Origin of the sequence: Stenotrophomonas cyclobalanopsidis, assembly GCF_008710035.1 — a bacterium.
Taxonomy (GTDB): Bacteria; Pseudomonadota; Gammaproteobacteria; order Xanthomonadales; family Xanthomonadaceae; genus Stenotrophomonas; species Stenotrophomonas cyclobalanopsidis.
Map to the genome: position 1 here is coordinate 1 of NZ_VYKI01000018.1, position 15,814 is coordinate 15,814.

Genomic DNA, 15,814 nt, shown 5'->3' on the forward strand with positions numbered 1-15,814 from the left:
GTCGGAGAAGTTGAACAGGTCACCAAGGTCGAGCAATTGCTGTTGGATGGGCACAAAAAATCCGATGCCAGAAGACTGGCATCGGATTCTGATTGGCCCGGCTGCTTAAGTGAACAGCATTACGGCCACGCGCCGGGGTTTTTGTTTGCGGGTGAAACCCGACGGTATCGCCGGGCCATGCCCGGTGGCATGTATCGCTTCGCCCATAGAGGCGCGTTGATAGACCTACTTGTTTCGGGCATGTTTTGGGGAAAAGACTTTGCGCGAAGGCAAGCCGCACTGAGGTGCATTGTGAGCAAGATCATTTAATCGCTGCGCGGCGATCTGGCCACACTCGTTGAAGCGGGCGCGATCAACAAGGTGACGATGCGCGAGTTCGACGCGATTTGTCCCCCGCCGGTACGCGCGTTCGGCGCTGCCGATATCAAGCGCCTGCGCGAACGGTTGAAATTCAGTCAGCCGGTATTTGCGCTTCATCTGCATACGTCGGCATCGACCGTGCGCAAGTGGGAGCAAGGGGAAACCCATCCCGCCGGCCCGGCACTCAAGCTGCTGAACATCATCGCTGACAAGGGCTTGCAGGCCATCATCTGATGCCCGCCGATGCAATCCGGTCGGTAGCGCCGGGCGATGCCCGGCGGAATGCCCGCACCACGTAGAATCCCTCCGTCGCACTCTACACACCCAAGGACAGGGAATGACGTCTCGCCATATCGGCCTCTCATGGATGATCGCGCTGCTGGCCGCGTGTTCGCAGGCCCCGGCACCGCAGCCGGGTACCGAGCCTGCACCGGCCGCTGCAACGCCAACCGACGCGCCCGCCGCCGCCGCCGTGGTCGAGCCCGAACCGAATATCGAAGAGGATGTGGACCCTTCGGTGTGGGACAACGAAGGCGAGCCGGAACAACAAACCCCCGGCGCGGAACTCACCTGCAAGGACAATCCGCTGGCCACCCACTTCTCCACCCTGGTGGGCGGCAACACCGTGGACGACTGCGGCCGCGAGGACCCGAAGGTGCTGGCCGCGTTCAACGCACTGATGCAGAACACCGTAGCGGCCGAAGCCAGCGACAAGGACATTCCCTCACTGCGCAAGCGCCTGCTGAGCGGGCCCAGTGGGCCGGGCGAGCTGGTGGTGCTGCAGGGCGAGCCGTGGTGGTTCTATACCGCCTGCCAGGCCCACGATTGCCCGGGCACCGCGCTGGCGATGCTGTACTCGCCCGAGCAGTCGAAGATGGTCGGCCGCCTGACCGCGCGCTGCCGGGTGTGGTGGCTGGGCGAGCCTACGGCTGCAGAACGTGAGCAGATCGAGCAGCTGCGCCCGCTGGATGATGCTGCGTTGACGGAAGACAGCGCGCTTTGCGAGTGAGGCAGCGGAATGCATGACCGCGCGTGGCCCATCCACGCATGGCGTGGATCTACCGCGGGAATCGCAGAGGTAGCGCCGGGCCGTGCCCGGCGGAATGCTGGCACCGCGCGTGGCCCATCCACGCATGGCGTGGATCTACTGCGGCAACCGCACAGGTAGCGCCGGGCCATGCCCGGCGGAATGCCGGCACCGCGCGTGGCCCATCCACGCATGGCGTGGATCTACCGCGGGAATCGCAGAGGTAGCGCCGGGCCGTGCCCGGCGGAACGCCGGCACCGCGCGTGGCCCATCCACGCATGGCGTGGATCTACTGCGGCAATCGCAGAGGTAGCGCCGGGCCGTGCCCGGCGGAATGCTGGCACCGCGTGTGGCCCATCCACGCATGGCGTGGATCTACTGCGGGAATCGCAGAGGTAGCGCCGGGCCATGCCCGGCGGAATGCCGGCACCGCGCGTGGCCCATCCACGCATGGCGTGGATCTACTGCGGGAATCGCACAGGTAGCGCCGGGCCATGCCCGGCGCATTGCCTGCACCGCGCGTCATTCCTGCGGACGCATGCGCGCGCTGGCCTGCCCATTGATGGCCATGCAGGCCATGATCAGACCTTCCATCACCCGGTCGCCGGGGTAATCCTCATCCGGACCGTTCTGGCGGATGCGTTCGCCTGCCAGCAGCATTTCCAGGGCGATGGTCAGGCCGGCGCGTGCGCAATCTACATCGGCCAGAGCAATGCGGCGGCCGATGCGCAGGTCCGGTTCGGGCCACGGCTGGCCATCGGCGGCGGCACCACAGCCGATGTCTTTCAGGGCGTTGATGAAGGCGCTGCCCGGGCGGGTGGGTGGGATGTCGCTGTCGTCGTCTTCATTGTTGGCAGGCGTGTGGGCGGGAAACTTCGGTGTGGTCATGGCGAGAGCTCCGTGCAGACAGTCGGTAGCCGCCACACGAAGGTGGCGGGCGGAGACGTGGCTCGAAAACCGGGACATTGCGCAAGACCGGCAGGCACAAGGCCTCCACGCTCCGCCCGCCATAGCCGGCAGACGGATTGCCGGCCGGCGCCACGTGGAGTGACGCCGACCGGCAAGCGTAAACAACTTACGCAGTGTCACGGGTTTTCGATGCCCGGCCACCCGTTGTCGGTGGCACGTCATCTGTACTCGCTTGCTTGCGCCGCGCCTATCAGACGAGTTGCAAACCCGTCCGACGCAAGACGCTTTCGGCATTCTTGCACGCTGTTAAGTCGCGCCAGAGGTAGGCGCCGCAAGGCCCGCCGGGGTGTGGGGAATATGCGACATGCGTCGAGGTTGCCGGGCAGGCCACGGGCGCCACTGCCGGTCGATGGCGACATGTCTGGCGGTCGCGCGGGGTACGCGCTGGCAGCTGATACGCTTGGGCCCAATGGTCCGTGCGACCAAGGAGTGGATCGGCAATGGAGTTTGATTCGATCAGCCCTGCCATCAGCGGGGTGATGGGCGGAATGCTCGCCACGTCGCTGGTCGCGCGCTGGTCGCGCAATCTGCCTGGCGGCTACAGAGGTAAATCCCGCCAGCGCCTCGGCCGCGAGCATCGTGCGTCCATCTGGACGGCGAATGCACTGTTCTTTGTCGGCCTCTTTTCTGGCGTGGCGCTCTACCCGCTAGGTGGTTTCGCGAATACGGATTGGCGGCCACTCCTCTGGGGCTTCGGCCTGGCATCCGTGCTTCCCCTGCTTGCGATTGCCGTTGTTTCGCTTCTCTCTGGTCGCAGGCTGAAAGAGGGATTTGTTGCGTTCGCGCTGGGCCAGGGCAGCCCTGTGTGGGTGACCTATCTTCCCTTGGGTGCGGGTGTCGTGGCATTTGGATTTGCGGTTGCAGATCTGGCGAGCTGATTCATGTTGGCGATGCGCGTCTGCCGCCCACTACTTCCCCCAGCGCCACCCCGGCGGCGCGCCTTTCAGCCAGCAGACCAGCACAAGCACCAGAATCACCGCCCACGTGTACACCTGGAATGCCACGGGCCGTTGGATCGGGGAGAACAGGATAGGACCCGCCGACAGCAGAACCAGTGCAATGGTATAAACCACCCAGCCTTGCCAGGCGCAGGGCAAGCCCCAGCCCCAGCCGTATCGCTTCCGTGTGAACCAGTATTTCTTGTCCATGCGTGTCTTGTACCACCTTGTGGACGCGGGACCAACCGTCACCTCCGCTCACCCCGACAGCAGCGAGAATAGGGCACCGGGCACGCGCTGAAGCGGGCCGCTCACTGCCTGCAGGATAGCAACGATGTCCAACACTCCTTTTGGCGAGTCGTCATGCGCTGCCGCCACCAGCGGTTGCGTCGAGGTCCGCGGTGCGCGCGAGCACAACCTGAAGAATGTCGACGTCTCCATTCCGCGCAACGCACTGGTGGTGTTCTCCGGCGTCTCGGGTTCCGGCAAGTCATCGCTGGCCTTCGGTACCGTTTACGCGGAAGCGCAGCGACGCTACTTCGAGTCCGTCGCGCCCTATGCGCGGCGGCTGATCGACCAGGCCGGCGTGCCCGATGTGGATGCGATCGATGGTCTGCCGCCTGCGGTGGCGCTGCAGCAGCAGCGCGGTGCCAGCAACGCGCGGTCATCGGTGGGCAGTGTCACCACGCTGTCCAGCCTGGTGCGCATGATGTATTCGCGGGCCGGTACGTATCCGGCCAAGCAGCCCATGCTGTACGCCGAGGATTTCTCGCCCAACACGCCGCAGGGTGCCTGCACCACCTGCCACGGCCTTGGCCACGTGTACGAGGTGACCGAGGCGCTGATGGTCCCCGATCCTTCCCTCAGCATCCGTGAGCGCGCCATCGCCTCCTGGCCACCGGCCTGGCACGGCCAGAATCTGCGCGACATCCTGGTCACGCTGGGCTACGACATCGATGTGCCGTGGAAGAAACTGCCGAAGAAGGACCGGGACTGGATCCTGTTCACCGAGGAAGCGCCGAGCGTACCGGTCTATGCCGGCTTCACCCCCGCCGAGACCCGTGCCGCACTCAAGCGCAAGCTCGAGCCCAGTTACATGGGCACCTACACCGGCGCGCGACGCTACGTGCTGCACACGTTTGCCAACACGCAGAGTGCGCTGATGCGCAAGCGCGTGTCCCGCTACATGGAAGGCAGGCTGTGCCCGGCCTGCGAGGGCAAGCGGCTCAAGCCCGAAGCCCTCTCGGTCACCTTCGCAGGCGTGGATATCGGCGAGTTCATGCGGCTGCCGCTGGATCAGCTGGCAGAGCTGCTGGATCCGATTGCGGCGGGGGATTTCAGCGCGCACAACCCGGGCGCAGGCACCAGCCGCACCGCTACCGGTCGCGATCGCCGCCAACGGGCGGCCGCTGGCCGTGCAAGCCACGCGGCAGCACCGGATGCGCGGCGTACGTCGGCACTGTCCGAAGAAAAGCAGCTGGCCGCCCAGCGGCTTGCGGGCGGGGTGATGGCGCGCGTGCACCAGCTGCGTGGCCTGGGCCTGGGGTATCTGTCACTGGATCGCGCAACACCGACGCTGTCTGCCGGCGAACTGCAGCGCCTGCGGTTGGCCACGCAGCTGAGCTCGCTGCTGTTCGGCGTGCTGTATGTGCTCGATGAACCCTCGGCGGGCCTGCACCCCGCCGACAGCAACGCGCTGTACGACGCAATGGACCGGCTGCGCGACGGCGGCAACTCGGTCTTCGTTGTCGAGCATGATCTGGAGCTGATGCGCCGCGCGCAGTGGCTGGTAGACGTGGGCCCGGAGGCGGGCGAGCACGGTGGACATGTTCTTTACAGTGGCGAGCCCGAAGGCCTGCGCCAGATCGCGGACTCGCGCACGGCCCGCTATCTGTTCGACCAGGTACCTGCACCCGCCAGCCGGCAACGCAGCGCGGAAAGCTGGTTGGAACTGCACGACATCCACCGCCACAACCTGAAGGGGGTGGACGCGCAGGTGCCGCTGGGCCTGCTGACCGCGGTGACCGGCGTTTCCGGCTCGGGCAAATCCAGCCTGATGGCGCAGGCCTTGCCGGAGCTGATGCTGTTGCACCTGGGCCATGAGCCGGTGGAGGACACCGCCGAGAGCACGCCGACCGATGGCCCCACGGTGATTGAGGCAACGCGCGGCCGGCTGGCTGGCGATGTGGATGCCATCCAGCGGGTCGTGCAGGTGGACCAGAAGCCGATTGGCCGCACGCCGCGTTCCAACCTGGCCACCTACACCGGACTGTTCGACCACGTGCGCAAGCTGTTCGCCGCAACGCCGGCCGCGCGTCGTCGAAAGTTCGACGCAGGGCGCTTCTCCTTCAACGTGGCCAAGGGCCGCTGCGAAACCTGCGAAGGCGAGGGTTTCGTCAGCGTCGAGCTGCTGTTCATGCCCAGCGTCTATGCGCCGTGCCCCACCTGCCATGGGGCGCGTTACAACGAGGCCACGCTGAAGGTGCTGTGGAACGAGCGCACCATCGCCGAGGTCCTGCAGATGACGGTGGACGAAGCGCATGCGTTCTTCAGCGAAGAGGATGCCATCGCGCGCCCGCTGCACCTGCTGCAGGAAATCGGCCTGGGCTATCTGCGGCTGGGGCAGCCGGCCACCGAGCTTTCAGGTGGCGAGGCCCAGCGCATCAAGCTGGCCACCGAGCTGCAGCGCAGCCAGCGTGGGCGCAGCCTGTACGTGCTGGATGAACCCACCACCGGTCTGCACGCATCTGACGCGGACCGGCTGATGGTGCAGCTGCAGCGCCTGGTGGAGGCGGGGAACACGGTGGTGATGATCGAGCACGACATGCGCGCGGTGGCGCAGGCGGACTGGGTGATCGACGTCGGGCCGGGCGCAGGCGGGGCGGGCGGCACCATCGTGGCAAAGGGAACGCCGCACCAGGTCGCGCGTGCGAAGGGCAGCAGGACGGCGCCGTTCCTGGCGCAGGAGCTGACGAGGAGCGCTTGAGTTGAGTTCTGCATGACCGAGCGTGGCCTGCCGGGCAACCGGGTATGGCCATCGGCCAGCAGCACATAACCACTCGGCATTTCTGCAGTGGGGCGCGAGCGGGGTTAATGAATGTGCAATGTCTGACACGCCCATTGCGGCGCGCGGGCAGCGCTTCCCCCACTACCCGTACGCCCCACGATGACGACTGCTCGTTCCTCTCTGCGCCCGCGATTGCTGGCGTTGGCGGTGTTGCTTGCCACCGCGTCCCCCGCACTGCATGCCCAGTCCACCACCGGCGCCATCGCCGGCCTCGCGCCTCCTTCGGCGCAGCGCATCTTCGTCCGCAGCGACACCGGCCTCACCCGTGAAGTGACGGTGGATGCGCGTGGCCGCTACACCATCAGCCAGCTGCCGCTGGGCCGCTATTCGGTGCAAGCACGCGATGCCGACGGCAAGGTGCTGCAGACCCGCGAGGGCGTTGCGCTGACGGTGGGCACCAGCACCGAGGTCTCGTTCGGCGAGGTCACGCGCCTGGAGGGCGTGCAGGTCAGTGCCGACCGCGCGGCCGCCGCGATCGACGTCAGCAGCGTGGATTCGCGCACGGTGATCACCGCCGAGCAGCTGCAGCGCCTGCCGCTGGGCCGCTCGGCCGAGGCCATCGCCCAGCTTGCACCGGGCGTGGTCGGCAACGGTGGCAATGGCAGCTATGCCGGCCCGACCGGCGCGCAGCTGGTCAGCTTCGGCGGCTCGTCGGCGGCCGAGAACGCGTACTACATCAATGGTTTCAACAGCACCGATCCGCTGCGTGGTCTGGGCGGCCTGACGCTGCCCTACGGCAGCATCGACCAGCAGGAAATCTATACCGGCGGCTACAGCGCCAAGTACGGCCGCTCCGATGGCGGCGTCATCAATGCCGTCGGCAAGCGCGGCACCAACGACTGGCACTACGGCGGGCAGTTCACCTGGGAACCGGCCTCCACCCGCTCGGACAAGGACGACGTGCGCTACCCGGGCGACGGTGCGCTGTACTCGCCGGAGAGCAAGGACCGCGACTGGGTGACCACGCAGAGCCTCTACGCCGGTGGCCCGCTGATCGAAGACAAACTGTTCTTCTTCGGATCCTACGAACTGGAGCGCCGCGAAGGCACCGACGTCAAGAACGTCGAGGCGACCAACTCCTACTCGAAGTATGAGTACAACCGTCCTCGCTGGTACGCCAAGCTGGACTGGAACATCACCGACAACCACCTGCTGGAACTGACCGGCGCCTCCAGCCGCAACGTGTTCCGCGGCGACATCTTCGCCTACGACTACGACACGCTGACCCGTGGCGCGCAGCGCGGCAAGGAAGACACCACCAAGACCGGCGGCGACCTGTGGACGGCCAAGTACACCGGCTACCTGACCGACCGCCTGACGGTCAGCGCGCAGTACGGCGAGATGAAGACCGATGACTACATCGGCAATCCCGCCTACGACGGCAGCCTGACCTACATCAACAGCGCCAACCTGCAGAACCCGGCACTCAACGGTGGCACGCCGATCACCAATGCGCAGACCACCTCGCTGCTGGTCGATCCCGCGCGCGGCAACCGCAGCAACAACCTGCGCCTGGATGCGAACTATGTGCTGGGCGACCACAGCATCACCGTGGGCATCGATAACCAGAACGCCCGCGCGCTCAACCGTGGCTCTGTGGCATCGGCCGATGGTTACTACTGGATCTACGGCCAGTCGAACCCGAACGTGCCGATCAACACCGGCCTGGGCGTGCCGGCCACCGGTGGCATCCGCAATGGCCAGGACGGCTACTACGTGCGCCAGTACATCTACAGCGCACTGGCCTCGGTGCGCGCATCGCAGCGGGCGCAGTACATCGAGGACAACTGGCAGGTGACCGACCGGCTGCTGCTGAACCTGGGCCTGCGCCTGGACCAGTTCACCAACTACAACCGCGATGGCGACGCCTACATCAAGCAGACCAGTGGGCAATGGGCGCCGCGCTTGGGCTTCAGCTGGGATGTCGGCGGCGACGGTCGTTTCAAGGTGTTCGGCAACGTGGGCCGCTACTACCTGGCGCTGCCGCTGAACCCGGCGTTCAATGCGGCCGGTGCGACGTTGGCGACGTCCACCTACTACACCTACGGCGGCATCGACAGCAACGGCTACCCGACCGACCTCACCCAGTTCTCCGATGCAGTGTCGTCCAACAACAACTACGGTCTGCTGCCGGACGCGAAGACGGTGGCCACCTCCGGTATCAAGCCGTCCTTCCAGGATGAGTTCATCGTGGGCTTCACCAAGGCACTGGGCCAGGACTGGGTGTATGGCGCGAAGGCGACCTACCGCGTGCTGCGCAGCGGTGTGGATGACTACTGCGATATCGATGCAGTGCTCGGCAAGGCCAGCAGTCTGGGCTACAACGTGACCAAGGACAGCAATCCGGTCAGCTGCTGGCTGATCAACCCCGGCCGCGCGAACACCTTCAATCTGGTCGACACCGGCGGCAACTACGTGAGCGTGCCGCTGACCAATGCCGAGATGGGCTTCCCGAAGTTCAAGCGCAACTACTACGCGGTGAACCTGTCGCTGGAACATCCGTTCGATGGCCGCTGGTACGGCCGTGCGGACTATACGTGGTCGCGCAGCTACGGCACCACCGAAGGCCAGCTGCTGTCGGGCATCGGCCAGACCGCGGTGTCGACCACGCAGGCCTGGGATTACGCCCAGCTGATGGAGCACACCAACGGGCCGCAGAGCAACGACCACACCCACCAGTTCAAGCTGCACGGCTACTACCAGCTGACGCCGGAATGGCTGGTCTCGGCCAACGTGCGGGTGATCTCGGGTACGCCCTTCAGCGCACTGGGTTCGTATGGCCCGGACTTCGAAGATCCCTCCGGCTATGGCATCGCCTACCACTTCTACAACGGCCAGCCGGCGCCTCCGGGCAGCCAGGGGCGCCTGCCATGGCTGAAGCAGCTGGACCTGGGCGTGTCCTACCGCCCGGCTGCGGCGGATGGCCGACTGGGCTTCAACCTGGATGTGTTCAACGTGTTCAACAGCCAGGTGGCGCTGTGGAAGTCGCCGTACTCCGAGCTGGACCCGGGCCAGCCTGACCCGCTGTACGGCGCAGCGACCGTGCGCCAGGCACCGCGCTCGCTGCGGGTGAGCGTGAGTTACGACTACTGAGGGAGGGGCTCGGCGCTAGCGTGGTGGGAAGCCCCGTGTAGAGCCGAGCCCATGCTCGGCTGCGGTCAGCCGGATGAAGAGCAGCCGAGCGTAGGCTCGGCTCTACAGCTGAGCAACCGGGCAAGATCGACGCTGCGGAAGCCCCGTGTGGAGCCGAGCCCATGCTCGGCTGCGGTCAGCCGGATGCAGAGCAGCCGAGCGTAGGCTCGGCTCTACAGCTGAGCAACCGGGCAAGATCGACGCTGCGGAAACCTCGTGTAGAGCCGAGCCCATGCTCGGCTGCGGTCAGCCGGATGCAGAGCAACCGAGCGTAGGCTCGGCTCTACAGCCGAGCAACCGGGCAAGATCGACGCTGCGGAAACCTCGTGTAGAGCCGAGCCCATGCTCGGCTGCGGTCAGCCGGATGCAAAGCCGCCGGGCGTGGCCCGGCGCTACCGCCATCACCGCCCGGCCAGTTCCTCGCGCACGATCTGCGCACCCGCACTCAGCGCGCGCAGCTTGCCGCGCGCCACCTCACGCGACAGCGGTGCCATGCCGCAGTTCGTGCACGGGTAGAGCTTGTCGGCGTCCACGAACTGCAGCGCCTTGCGCAGGGTGTTGGCCACGTCTTCGGGCGTCTCCACCTTGCTGGAGGCCACGTCGATGGCACCGACCATCACCTTCTTGCCGCGCACCAGCTCGATCAGGTCGATCGGCACGTGCGAGTTGTGGCACTCCAGCGAGATCAGGTCGATACTGGATTTCTGCAGCTTCGGGAACGACTCTTCGTACTGGCGCCATTCCGAGCCCAGCGTCTGCTTCCAGTCGGTGTTGGCCTTGATGCCGTAGCCGTAGCAGATGTGCACGGCGGTCTCGCACTTCAGACCTTCAATCGCGCGCTCCAGGGTGGCCACGCCCCAGTCGTTCACTTCGTCGAAGAACACATTGAAGGCCGGTTCGTCGAACTGGATGATGTCCACGCCGGCTGCTTCCAGTTCCTTCGCTTCCTCGTTGAGGATCTTCGCGAATTCCCAGGCCAGCTTCTCGCGGCTCTTGTAGTGTGCGTCGTACAGCGTGTCGATCATGGTCATCGGGCCGGGCAGGGCCCACTTGATCGGTTGCGCGGTCTGCCGGCGCAGGAATTTCGCGTCCTCGACGAATACCGATTTCGGGCGGCTGACTGCACCGACCACGGTCGGCACGCTGGCGTCGTAGCGGTTGCGGATACGCACGGTCTCGCGCTTGTCGAAGTCGACGCCGTCGAGATGCTCGATGAAGGTGGTAACGAAATGCTGGCGCGTCTGTTCGCCGTCGCTGACGATGTCGATGCCGGCGTGCTGCTGTTCCTGCAGGGACAGGCGCAGCGCGTCCTGCTTGCCCTCGGTCAGTCCCTCATCCCGCAGTTTCCAGGGCGACCAGAGCTTTTCGGGTTCGGCCAGCCACGAGGGCTTGGGCAGGCTGCCGGCGGTGGAGGTGGGCAGTAGTTTCTTCATCGTGTTCGGGGTCTTTGTCCTGGGGGAGGGGGAAGCGCTGAATCAGCGGGCAGCCCACTGCTCAAGCCTGGCGCCGTAGGGCTTGATGAAGTGCTCTTCGGTGAACCTGCCCTGCTTGACCGCCAGCTGGCTGCGCTCTTCACGGTCGTAGACGATGCGGGTGGACGAGTAGTCCTGGTGCTTCAGGCTGGGCTGGTAGACCTTGCCGGCCACCGAATTGGCGTTGTAGATCTCTGGGCGGTAGATCTTCTGGAACGCTTCCATGGTGCTGATGGTGCCGATCAGTTCCAGGTTCGAGTAATCGCCCAGCAGGTCGCCCTGGAAGTAGAACGCCAGCGGCGCGACGCTGCCCGGCGGCATGAAGTAGCGCACCTGCAGGCCCATCTTGTCGAAGTACTGGTCGGTGGGCGAGAACTCGCCCTGGCGGTACTCCACGCCGAGGATGGGATGATGGTTCTCGGTGCGGTGGTAGGTCTTGCTGCTGGACACGCTGATGCAGATCACCGGCGCCTTGCTGAAGTTGGCGCGGTAGGCATCCGACTCCAGGAAGTGCTTGAACAGCTTGCCGTGCAGATCGCCGAAGCCTTCGGGGATGCCGAACGTCGCCTTGCCTTCATTGCTGGCCGGCAGCACGACGCTGAAGTCGTAGTCGCGTACGTAGGAGGAGAAATTGTTGCCGACGATGCCTTCGGTACGCGCGCCGGTGTGCGTGTCGACGATGGTCGGGCGCAGTACTTCGATCAGCGGGAAGGGGTCGCTGCCGTCATCGCCATCGATGTGCATCTCCACCGAGATGATGTCCAGCTCGACCGCGTAGCGATCCGCGCTGGGGTTGTCCCAGTGGGCCAGATCGTTGAAGCGGTTGTTGATCATGCCGATCGTGTTGCGCAGGTTTTCCTGGCGCGAGGCGCCGCGGGCCAGATTGGCGAAGTTGGTGGTGATGCGCGTGCCGTCGGCCGGCTGGTAGTCCTCGTTGAACGGGATGCGCGTGATCTGGAAGGTGAAATTGTCGGCAGTCATGGCAGTGTTCCGGTTACCTGGAGGGCGTCGGCGGTTTCAGCGGGCACGGGCGCGGGGCGATGGGACAGCGTCAGCAGGGGCAGGGCCCGCTGCACGGCCAGGCGTGCGCGCTGCAGCAGGGCCTCGTCATGCACGCGGCCGTCGGAGAAGTCCTTGTCGGTGGCGTAGACGCCCAGTGGCAGAGTGCGTGCCTGGAAGAAGCTGAAAAGCGGCCGCAGCTGGTGGTCGATCATCAGCGCGTGGCGCTCGCTGCCGCCGGTGGCGGCCAGCAGGGTGGGAGTGTCGACCAGCGCGTCCTGGTGGATGAAATCGAAGAAGTGCTTGAACAGGCCGGTGTACGAACCGCGGTAGACCGGGGTGGCGACCACCAGCACGTCGGCCCGTTCGACCGTGGCCAGGGCTTGTTCGGCGGCGGCGGGCAGCTGCGAGCGCCACAGCGCACCGGCCAGCTGCGGGGCCAGCTCGCCGAGTTCGACCAGGTGCGGTTCGCTGGGAACGTGCTCGCCGATCAGGTCCAGCAGGTGCTCGCACAGGGTGGCGGCCCGCGAGGGGCGCTGCAGGCCGCCGGAGACGGCGACGATACGGAGGGGGCGGTGGGGAGAAAGCATGACCCGATCCTAGTCAGGCCTTCCCATGACGTAAAATGGTTTTACTTCACACATCCATGAGTGGGATTCATCGACATGCTGGAACGAATCCACCTGAGCATCGTGCAGCAGGTCGAACTGCAGGGTTCGCTGACCGCTGCCGCCGGCGTGCTCAACCTGACCCAGTCGGCGCTGAGCCACAGCATGAAGAAGCTGGAACAGCAGCTGGGCACCGACGTCTGGCTGCGCGAGGGCCGCAGCCTGCGCCTGACCCAGGCCGGCCAGTACCTGCTGGCAGTGGCCAACCGGGTGCTGCCGCAGCTGGACCTGGCCGAGGAGCGGCTGGGCCAGTTCGCCCAGGGCGAGCGCGGCTCGCTGCGCATCGGCATGGAGTGCCACCCCTGCTACCAGTGGCTGCTGAAGATCGTCTCGCCCTACCTGGCCTCGTGGCCGGACGTGGACGTGGACGTGAAGCAGAAATTCCAGTTTGGCGGCATCGGCGCCCTGTTCGGCTACGAGATCGACCTGCTGGTGACGCCCGACCCGCTGTTGAAGCCGGGCCTGACGTTCGTGCCCGTGTTCGACTACGAGCAGGTGCTGGTGGTGGCCAAGAACCACCCGCTGGCCAAGGTGGAGTACGTGAAGCCGCGGCAGCTGACCCAGGAAGTGCTGATCAGCTACCCGGTGCCGTTCGAGCGCCTGGACATCTACAACCAGTTCCTGCTGCCGGCCGGGGTGACCCCGCGCCGCCACAAGGCCATCGAAACCACGGACATCATGATGCAGATGGTGGCCAGCGGCCGCGGCGTGGCCGCCATGCCGCGCTGGCTGGTGGAGGAGTACGCGACCCGCATGGACGTGGTGCCGGTGCGGCTGGGGGCCAACGGCATTCCCAAGCAGATCTATCTGGGCGCGCGCGAGGCCGACACCGCCATCGATTACCTGCAGGCCTTCGTTGAACTGGCGCGGGGCAGCTCCATCGCCGGCGCGCCGCGCGGGGCCAAGTGATGCCTGCAGGAACCGTGCAGGGCGCACGCGCCTTTATTGATGCCTGTTCGCTGGAAGTCAGTGCGAAAGCCATGCCCGCGCTGCGCGCCGAGGCCGGCCGCATCGCCCCGGGGACCACGATCTCGATCCCCTACCTCGCCAGCGAAGACGACGAGGCCCGGCTGGCCGCGGCACGCACCGTGCGCGAACTGGGGCTGCAGCCGATGCCGCACTTGTCGGCGCGGCGCATCGGTTCGCACGCGGCGCTGGAGCACTTCATCACCCGCGCGGTGGGCGAGGCCGGTGTCGAGCAGTGCCTCCTCATCGCCGGTGACCTGGCCACGCCCGCCGGTCCGTTTGCAGACAGCACGGCGATCATCGAGACGGGGCTGCTGGAACGCGCCGGAATCAAGGTCGTTGCCGTGGGCGGGCACCCCGAGGGCCATCCGGTGATGGACGCTGCCGGGCGCTGGCAGGCACTGGAACGCAAATGCCAAGCCATCGAAGCGCGCGGCATGGTGCCGAGGATCATCACCCAGTTCGCCTTCGATGCCGACCTCGTGCTGGCTTGGCTGGATGCGCTGCGTGCGCGCGGCATCGGCCATCCGGTGCTGGTGGGTGTGCCCGGGCCGGCCAGCGTCACCCGGCTGCTGCGCTATGCGGCGATGTGTGGCGTGGGTGCCAGCGCCTCGATGCTGGCGCGGTACGGGATCTCGATCGGCCGGTTGCTGGGCACCGCCGGGCCGGATGTGTTCGTGGACCGCCTGGTGGCAGGGCTGACCGACACACATGGGCAGGTCAGCCCGCATCTGTTCCCGTTCGGTGGCATTGCACCGTCGCTGGACTGGGTGGCGCAGTACCGGCTACGTCAGCGATGACGCGACGCCGTGGCTTCGCCATCCGCCTCCGCGGCGTTTGCACGGCTCTGCGCGAACCCGGGGAAGGTCTTTTCCAGTGAGTCCTTGTCCGGCAGCACGTAGAACACGCCGCCCTTCTCGAACGTAGAGGCGACCACCTGCTCGTAGAAACCAGGGCTGACGTTGATGCAGCCGTGGGTAATGCGGTTGTCATCCGGTGTTGGCGTTGCCAGGCGCTGAGCACGCTTCTCTTTCGGGCTGCCCGGCGGCAGCGGGTGCATGGAGACCGCCGAATCGTAATCCACCCACAACACACGGCCGGCGTCGTCGGACGGGCCGAAGCCACCAATGAAGCGGCCGGCGGGGGTTGTGCGGTCGTGGCCGGGAATCGCGCTCAGCGCAACCTTGGCCACATTCGGTGCGGAATGATCGCCCTTGGCCGACCCAAACAGCGCCGGTGCCGCGCCACGCAGCTTGCCGTCACTGCCGAAGATCAATACCTGTGCGGCGGCCTTGTCCATGATCGCGAACGGATAGCCTTCGCTGTCCTTGCTGGCCACGATCCAGCCGGCGAGCTCGATCACCAGGTCAGACACTTCCTGGCCCTGCGGTAGTTCATCGATGGCAGCCACCGGTTGCGTAGCGGCATCCCTGCTGCCCTTGGCGCTGGCCACACCGGCCCCTGACAGTGCGAGCGCGAGGGTAAGCGCGGCGCACGCAGTGCGGATTGGGGAGGACGTGTACGTACGGATGGCTGGATTCCTTCGATGAGTACGATGATTCAAGGTAACCAGTGGCCGCGGACGACCACTGGCTCCCACATCAACTTAGCCGCGCGGAGTCCGGCGGGGAGCCGTTTCCAGACGCTGCACACGACCTTCAATCTGGTCCAGGCGCTGGTTGGCCTGCTGTGCGGACTGGTTGGCGGACTCGGCGCTCTGCGCCGCGCCCTGGACCTTGACGTCGAGCGCATCGAGACGCGAATTGACCTTGGCGAAGTCTTCCTTGTAGCTGGCACAAGCGCCAAGGCTCAGGGCCAGGATGGCCACACCAAGGGGACGAGCGATCTTAAGGTGCTGCGTGGAAAGGGTCATTGCATTCCCTCCTTCGTCTGGGGAGTCTGGAATATAGCGGGCTTTTTGTTAGTTCCATGAATGGGTTTTCAGCTGCAGTTGGCCGACGTGCAGGCGCCGTGAAGAGCGCATGGTCGTGGTCCATCTGCTGCGAATGCAGATGCCTGTGCCCTGGGTGATCGCCAGCGCAGAGGCCCGCCGACGTAACAGGCAGGGCGGGCGGCGGGCCACGTTTGCTATCATGCGCGCCCTTGGCCGCCCGCACGATGTTGATCGTGCGCCTGCGCATCCTTCCTTTTCCGAAGAGGACGCTGCTGCGGCCAATCGCAGCGAAACCTTGCCCGGCCAGGCGCCTGCCAGCCGG

The 15,814-nt window shown here is 66.0% G+C and carries 15 protein-coding genes; 8 read left to right on the top strand and 7 right to left on the bottom strand.

Annotated features, from left to right (window positions below):
* The 3 genes from FJU31_RS19470 to FJU31_RS13645 form a co-directional block, all read left to right on the top strand.
* Nucleotides 1-309: hypothetical protein (locus tag FJU31_RS19470; RefSeq protein ID WP_246161340.1), on the top strand; the 309-nt coding region annotated here is incomplete at its 5' end.
* A 57-nt stretch (nucleotides 310-366) separates the two neighbouring features.
* The gene (locus FJU31_RS13640) at nucleotides 367-594 is read left to right on the top strand and encodes a helix-turn-helix domain-containing protein (protein WP_425473706.1); all 228 of its coding nucleotides are present in this window, start codon (nucleotides 367-369) and stop codon (nucleotides 592-594) included.
* A 103-nt stretch (nucleotides 595-697) separates the two neighbouring features.
* The gene (locus FJU31_RS13645; protein ID WP_150455237.1) at nucleotides 698-1,369 is read left to right on the top strand and encodes an Ivy family c-type lysozyme inhibitor; all 672 of its coding nucleotides are present in this window, start codon (nucleotides 698-700) and stop codon (nucleotides 1,367-1,369) included.
* Between the two features lie 540 nt (nucleotides 1,370-1,909).
* Here FJU31_RS13645 and FJU31_RS13650 read toward each other — a convergent pair.
* The gene (locus FJU31_RS13650; RefSeq protein WP_150455238.1) at nucleotides 1,910-2,275 is read right to left on the bottom strand and encodes a hypothetical protein; all 366 of its coding nucleotides are present in this window, start codon (nucleotides 2,273-2,275) and stop codon (nucleotides 1,910-1,912) included.
* A gap of 521 nt (nucleotides 2,276-2,796) precedes the next feature.
* On the opposite strand from FJU31_RS13650, the gene FJU31_RS13655 reads away from it, so the two are divergent.
* Nucleotides 2,797-3,234, top strand: coding sequence for a hypothetical protein (locus FJU31_RS13655; RefSeq protein WP_150455239.1), 438 nt, complete (start codon nucleotides 2,797-2,799; stop codon nucleotides 3,232-3,234).
* A gap of 30 nt (nucleotides 3,235-3,264) precedes the next feature.
* Here the strand turns inward: FJU31_RS13655 and FJU31_RS13660 are convergent, their stop codons facing one another.
* A complete protein-coding gene (locus FJU31_RS13660; protein WP_150455240.1) occupies nucleotides 3,265-3,504 on the bottom strand; it encodes a hypothetical protein in 240 nt (79 codons plus the stop codon).
* A 124-nt stretch (nucleotides 3,505-3,628) separates the two neighbouring features.
* On the opposite strand from FJU31_RS13660, the gene FJU31_RS13665 reads away from it, so the two are divergent.
* Nucleotides 3,629-6,280, top strand: coding sequence for an excinuclease ABC subunit UvrA (locus tag FJU31_RS13665; RefSeq protein ID WP_150455241.1), 2,652 nt, complete (start codon nucleotides 3,629-3,631; stop codon nucleotides 6,278-6,280).
* A 180-nt stretch (nucleotides 6,281-6,460) separates the two neighbouring features.
* Nucleotides 6,461-9,454: a TonB-dependent receptor gene (locus FJU31_RS13670; protein WP_150455242.1), complete on the top strand. Its 2,994-nt coding sequence runs from the start codon at nucleotides 6,461-6,463 to the stop codon at nucleotides 9,452-9,454.
* A 440-nt stretch (nucleotides 9,455-9,894) separates the two neighbouring features.
* Here FJU31_RS13670 and FJU31_RS13675 read toward each other — a convergent pair whose 3' ends face one another.
* From FJU31_RS13675 to msuE, 3 genes are read right to left on the bottom strand one after another with little or no spacing between them, the layout of a single operon-like run.
* Nucleotides 9,895-10,926, bottom strand: coding sequence for a methionine synthase (locus FJU31_RS13675; protein WP_150455243.1), 1,032 nt, complete (start codon nucleotides 10,924-10,926; stop codon nucleotides 9,895-9,897).
* Between the two features lie 42 nt (nucleotides 10,927-10,968).
* Nucleotides 10,969-11,946, bottom strand: coding sequence for a DUF1852 domain-containing protein (locus FJU31_RS13680; RefSeq protein WP_150455244.1), 978 nt, complete (start codon nucleotides 11,944-11,946; stop codon nucleotides 10,969-10,971).
* On the bottom strand, nucleotides 11,943-12,554 hold the full coding sequence (gene msuE / locus FJU31_RS13685) for an FMN reductase (RefSeq protein ID WP_150455245.1): 612 nt from the start codon (nucleotides 12,552-12,554) through the stop codon (nucleotides 11,943-11,945). The genes FJU31_RS13680 and msuE overlap by 4 nt, the downstream gene beginning before the upstream one ends.
* A 75-nt stretch (nucleotides 12,555-12,629) precedes the next feature.
* On the opposite strand from msuE, the gene FJU31_RS13690 reads away from it, so the two are divergent.
* Complete coding sequence (locus tag FJU31_RS13690; RefSeq protein WP_150455246.1) at nucleotides 12,630-13,541, top strand: LysR family transcriptional regulator; 912 nt, start codon at nucleotides 12,630-12,632, stop codon at nucleotides 13,539-13,541.
* Nucleotides 13,541-14,398: a methylenetetrahydrofolate reductase gene (locus tag FJU31_RS13695; protein WP_150455247.1), complete on the top strand. Its 858-nt coding sequence runs from the start codon at nucleotides 13,541-13,543 to the stop codon at nucleotides 14,396-14,398. The genes FJU31_RS13690 and FJU31_RS13695 overlap by 1 nt, the downstream gene beginning before the upstream one ends.
* Here the strand turns inward: FJU31_RS13695 and FJU31_RS13700 are convergent.
* Nucleotides 14,389-15,051, bottom strand: a complete 663-nt coding sequence (locus FJU31_RS13700; protein ID WP_246161342.1) for a L,D-transpeptidase family protein — start codon at nucleotides 15,049-15,051, stop codon at nucleotides 14,389-14,391. The two genes, FJU31_RS13695 and FJU31_RS13700, sit on opposite strands and share 10 nt — an antisense overlap.
* Before the next feature lie 153 nt (nucleotides 15,052-15,204).
* Nucleotides 15,205-15,471 (bottom strand): hypothetical protein, encoded by a 267-nt coding sequence (locus tag FJU31_RS13705; protein ID WP_108763660.1) that lies wholly within the window; start codon nucleotides 15,469-15,471, stop codon nucleotides 15,205-15,207.
* Nucleotides 15,472-15,814 lie beyond the last annotated feature (343 nt).

Bases quoted from the DNA above. Each gene is read 5' to 3' on its own strand.
- FJU31_RS13640 (WP_425473706.1), top strand. From the start codon at position 367: ATGCGCGAGTTCGACGCGATTTGTCCCCCGCCGGTACGCGCGTTCGGC.
- FJU31_RS13645 (WP_150455237.1), top strand. From the start codon at position 698: ATGACGTCTCGCCATATCGGCCTCTCATGGATGATCGCGCTGCTGGCC.
- FJU31_RS13650 (WP_150455238.1), bottom strand. From the start codon at position 2,275: ATGACCACACCGAAGTTTCCCGCCCACACGCCTGCCAACAATGAAGAC.
- FJU31_RS13655 (WP_150455239.1), top strand. From the start codon at position 2,797: ATGGAGTTTGATTCGATCAGCCCTGCCATCAGCGGGGTGATGGGCGGA.
- FJU31_RS13660 (WP_150455240.1), bottom strand. From the start codon at position 3,504: ATGGACAAGAAATACTGGTTCACACGGAAGCGATACGGCTGGGGCTGG.
- FJU31_RS13665 (WP_150455241.1), top strand. From the start codon at position 3,629: ATGTCCAACACTCCTTTTGGCGAGTCGTCATGCGCTGCCGCCACCAGC.
- FJU31_RS13670 (WP_150455242.1), top strand. From the start codon at position 6,461: ATGACGACTGCTCGTTCCTCTCTGCGCCCGCGATTGCTGGCGTTGGCG.
- FJU31_RS13675 (WP_150455243.1), bottom strand. From the start codon at position 10,926: ATGAAGAAACTACTGCCCACCTCCACCGCCGGCAGCCTGCCCAAGCCC.
- FJU31_RS13680 (WP_150455244.1), bottom strand. From the start codon at position 11,946: ATGACTGCCGACAATTTCACCTTCCAGATCACGCGCATCCCGTTCAAC.
- msuE (WP_150455245.1), bottom strand. From the start codon at position 12,554: ATGCTTTCTCCCCACCGCCCCCTCCGTATCGTCGCCGTCTCCGGCGGC.
- FJU31_RS13690 (WP_150455246.1), top strand. From the start codon at position 12,630: ATGCTGGAACGAATCCACCTGAGCATCGTGCAGCAGGTCGAACTGCAG.
- FJU31_RS13695 (WP_150455247.1), top strand. From the start codon at position 13,541: ATGCCTGCAGGAACCGTGCAGGGCGCACGCGCCTTTATTGATGCCTGT.
- FJU31_RS13705 (WP_108763660.1), bottom strand. From the start codon at position 15,471: ATGACCCTTTCCACGCAGCACCTTAAGATCGCTCGTCCCCTTGGTGTG.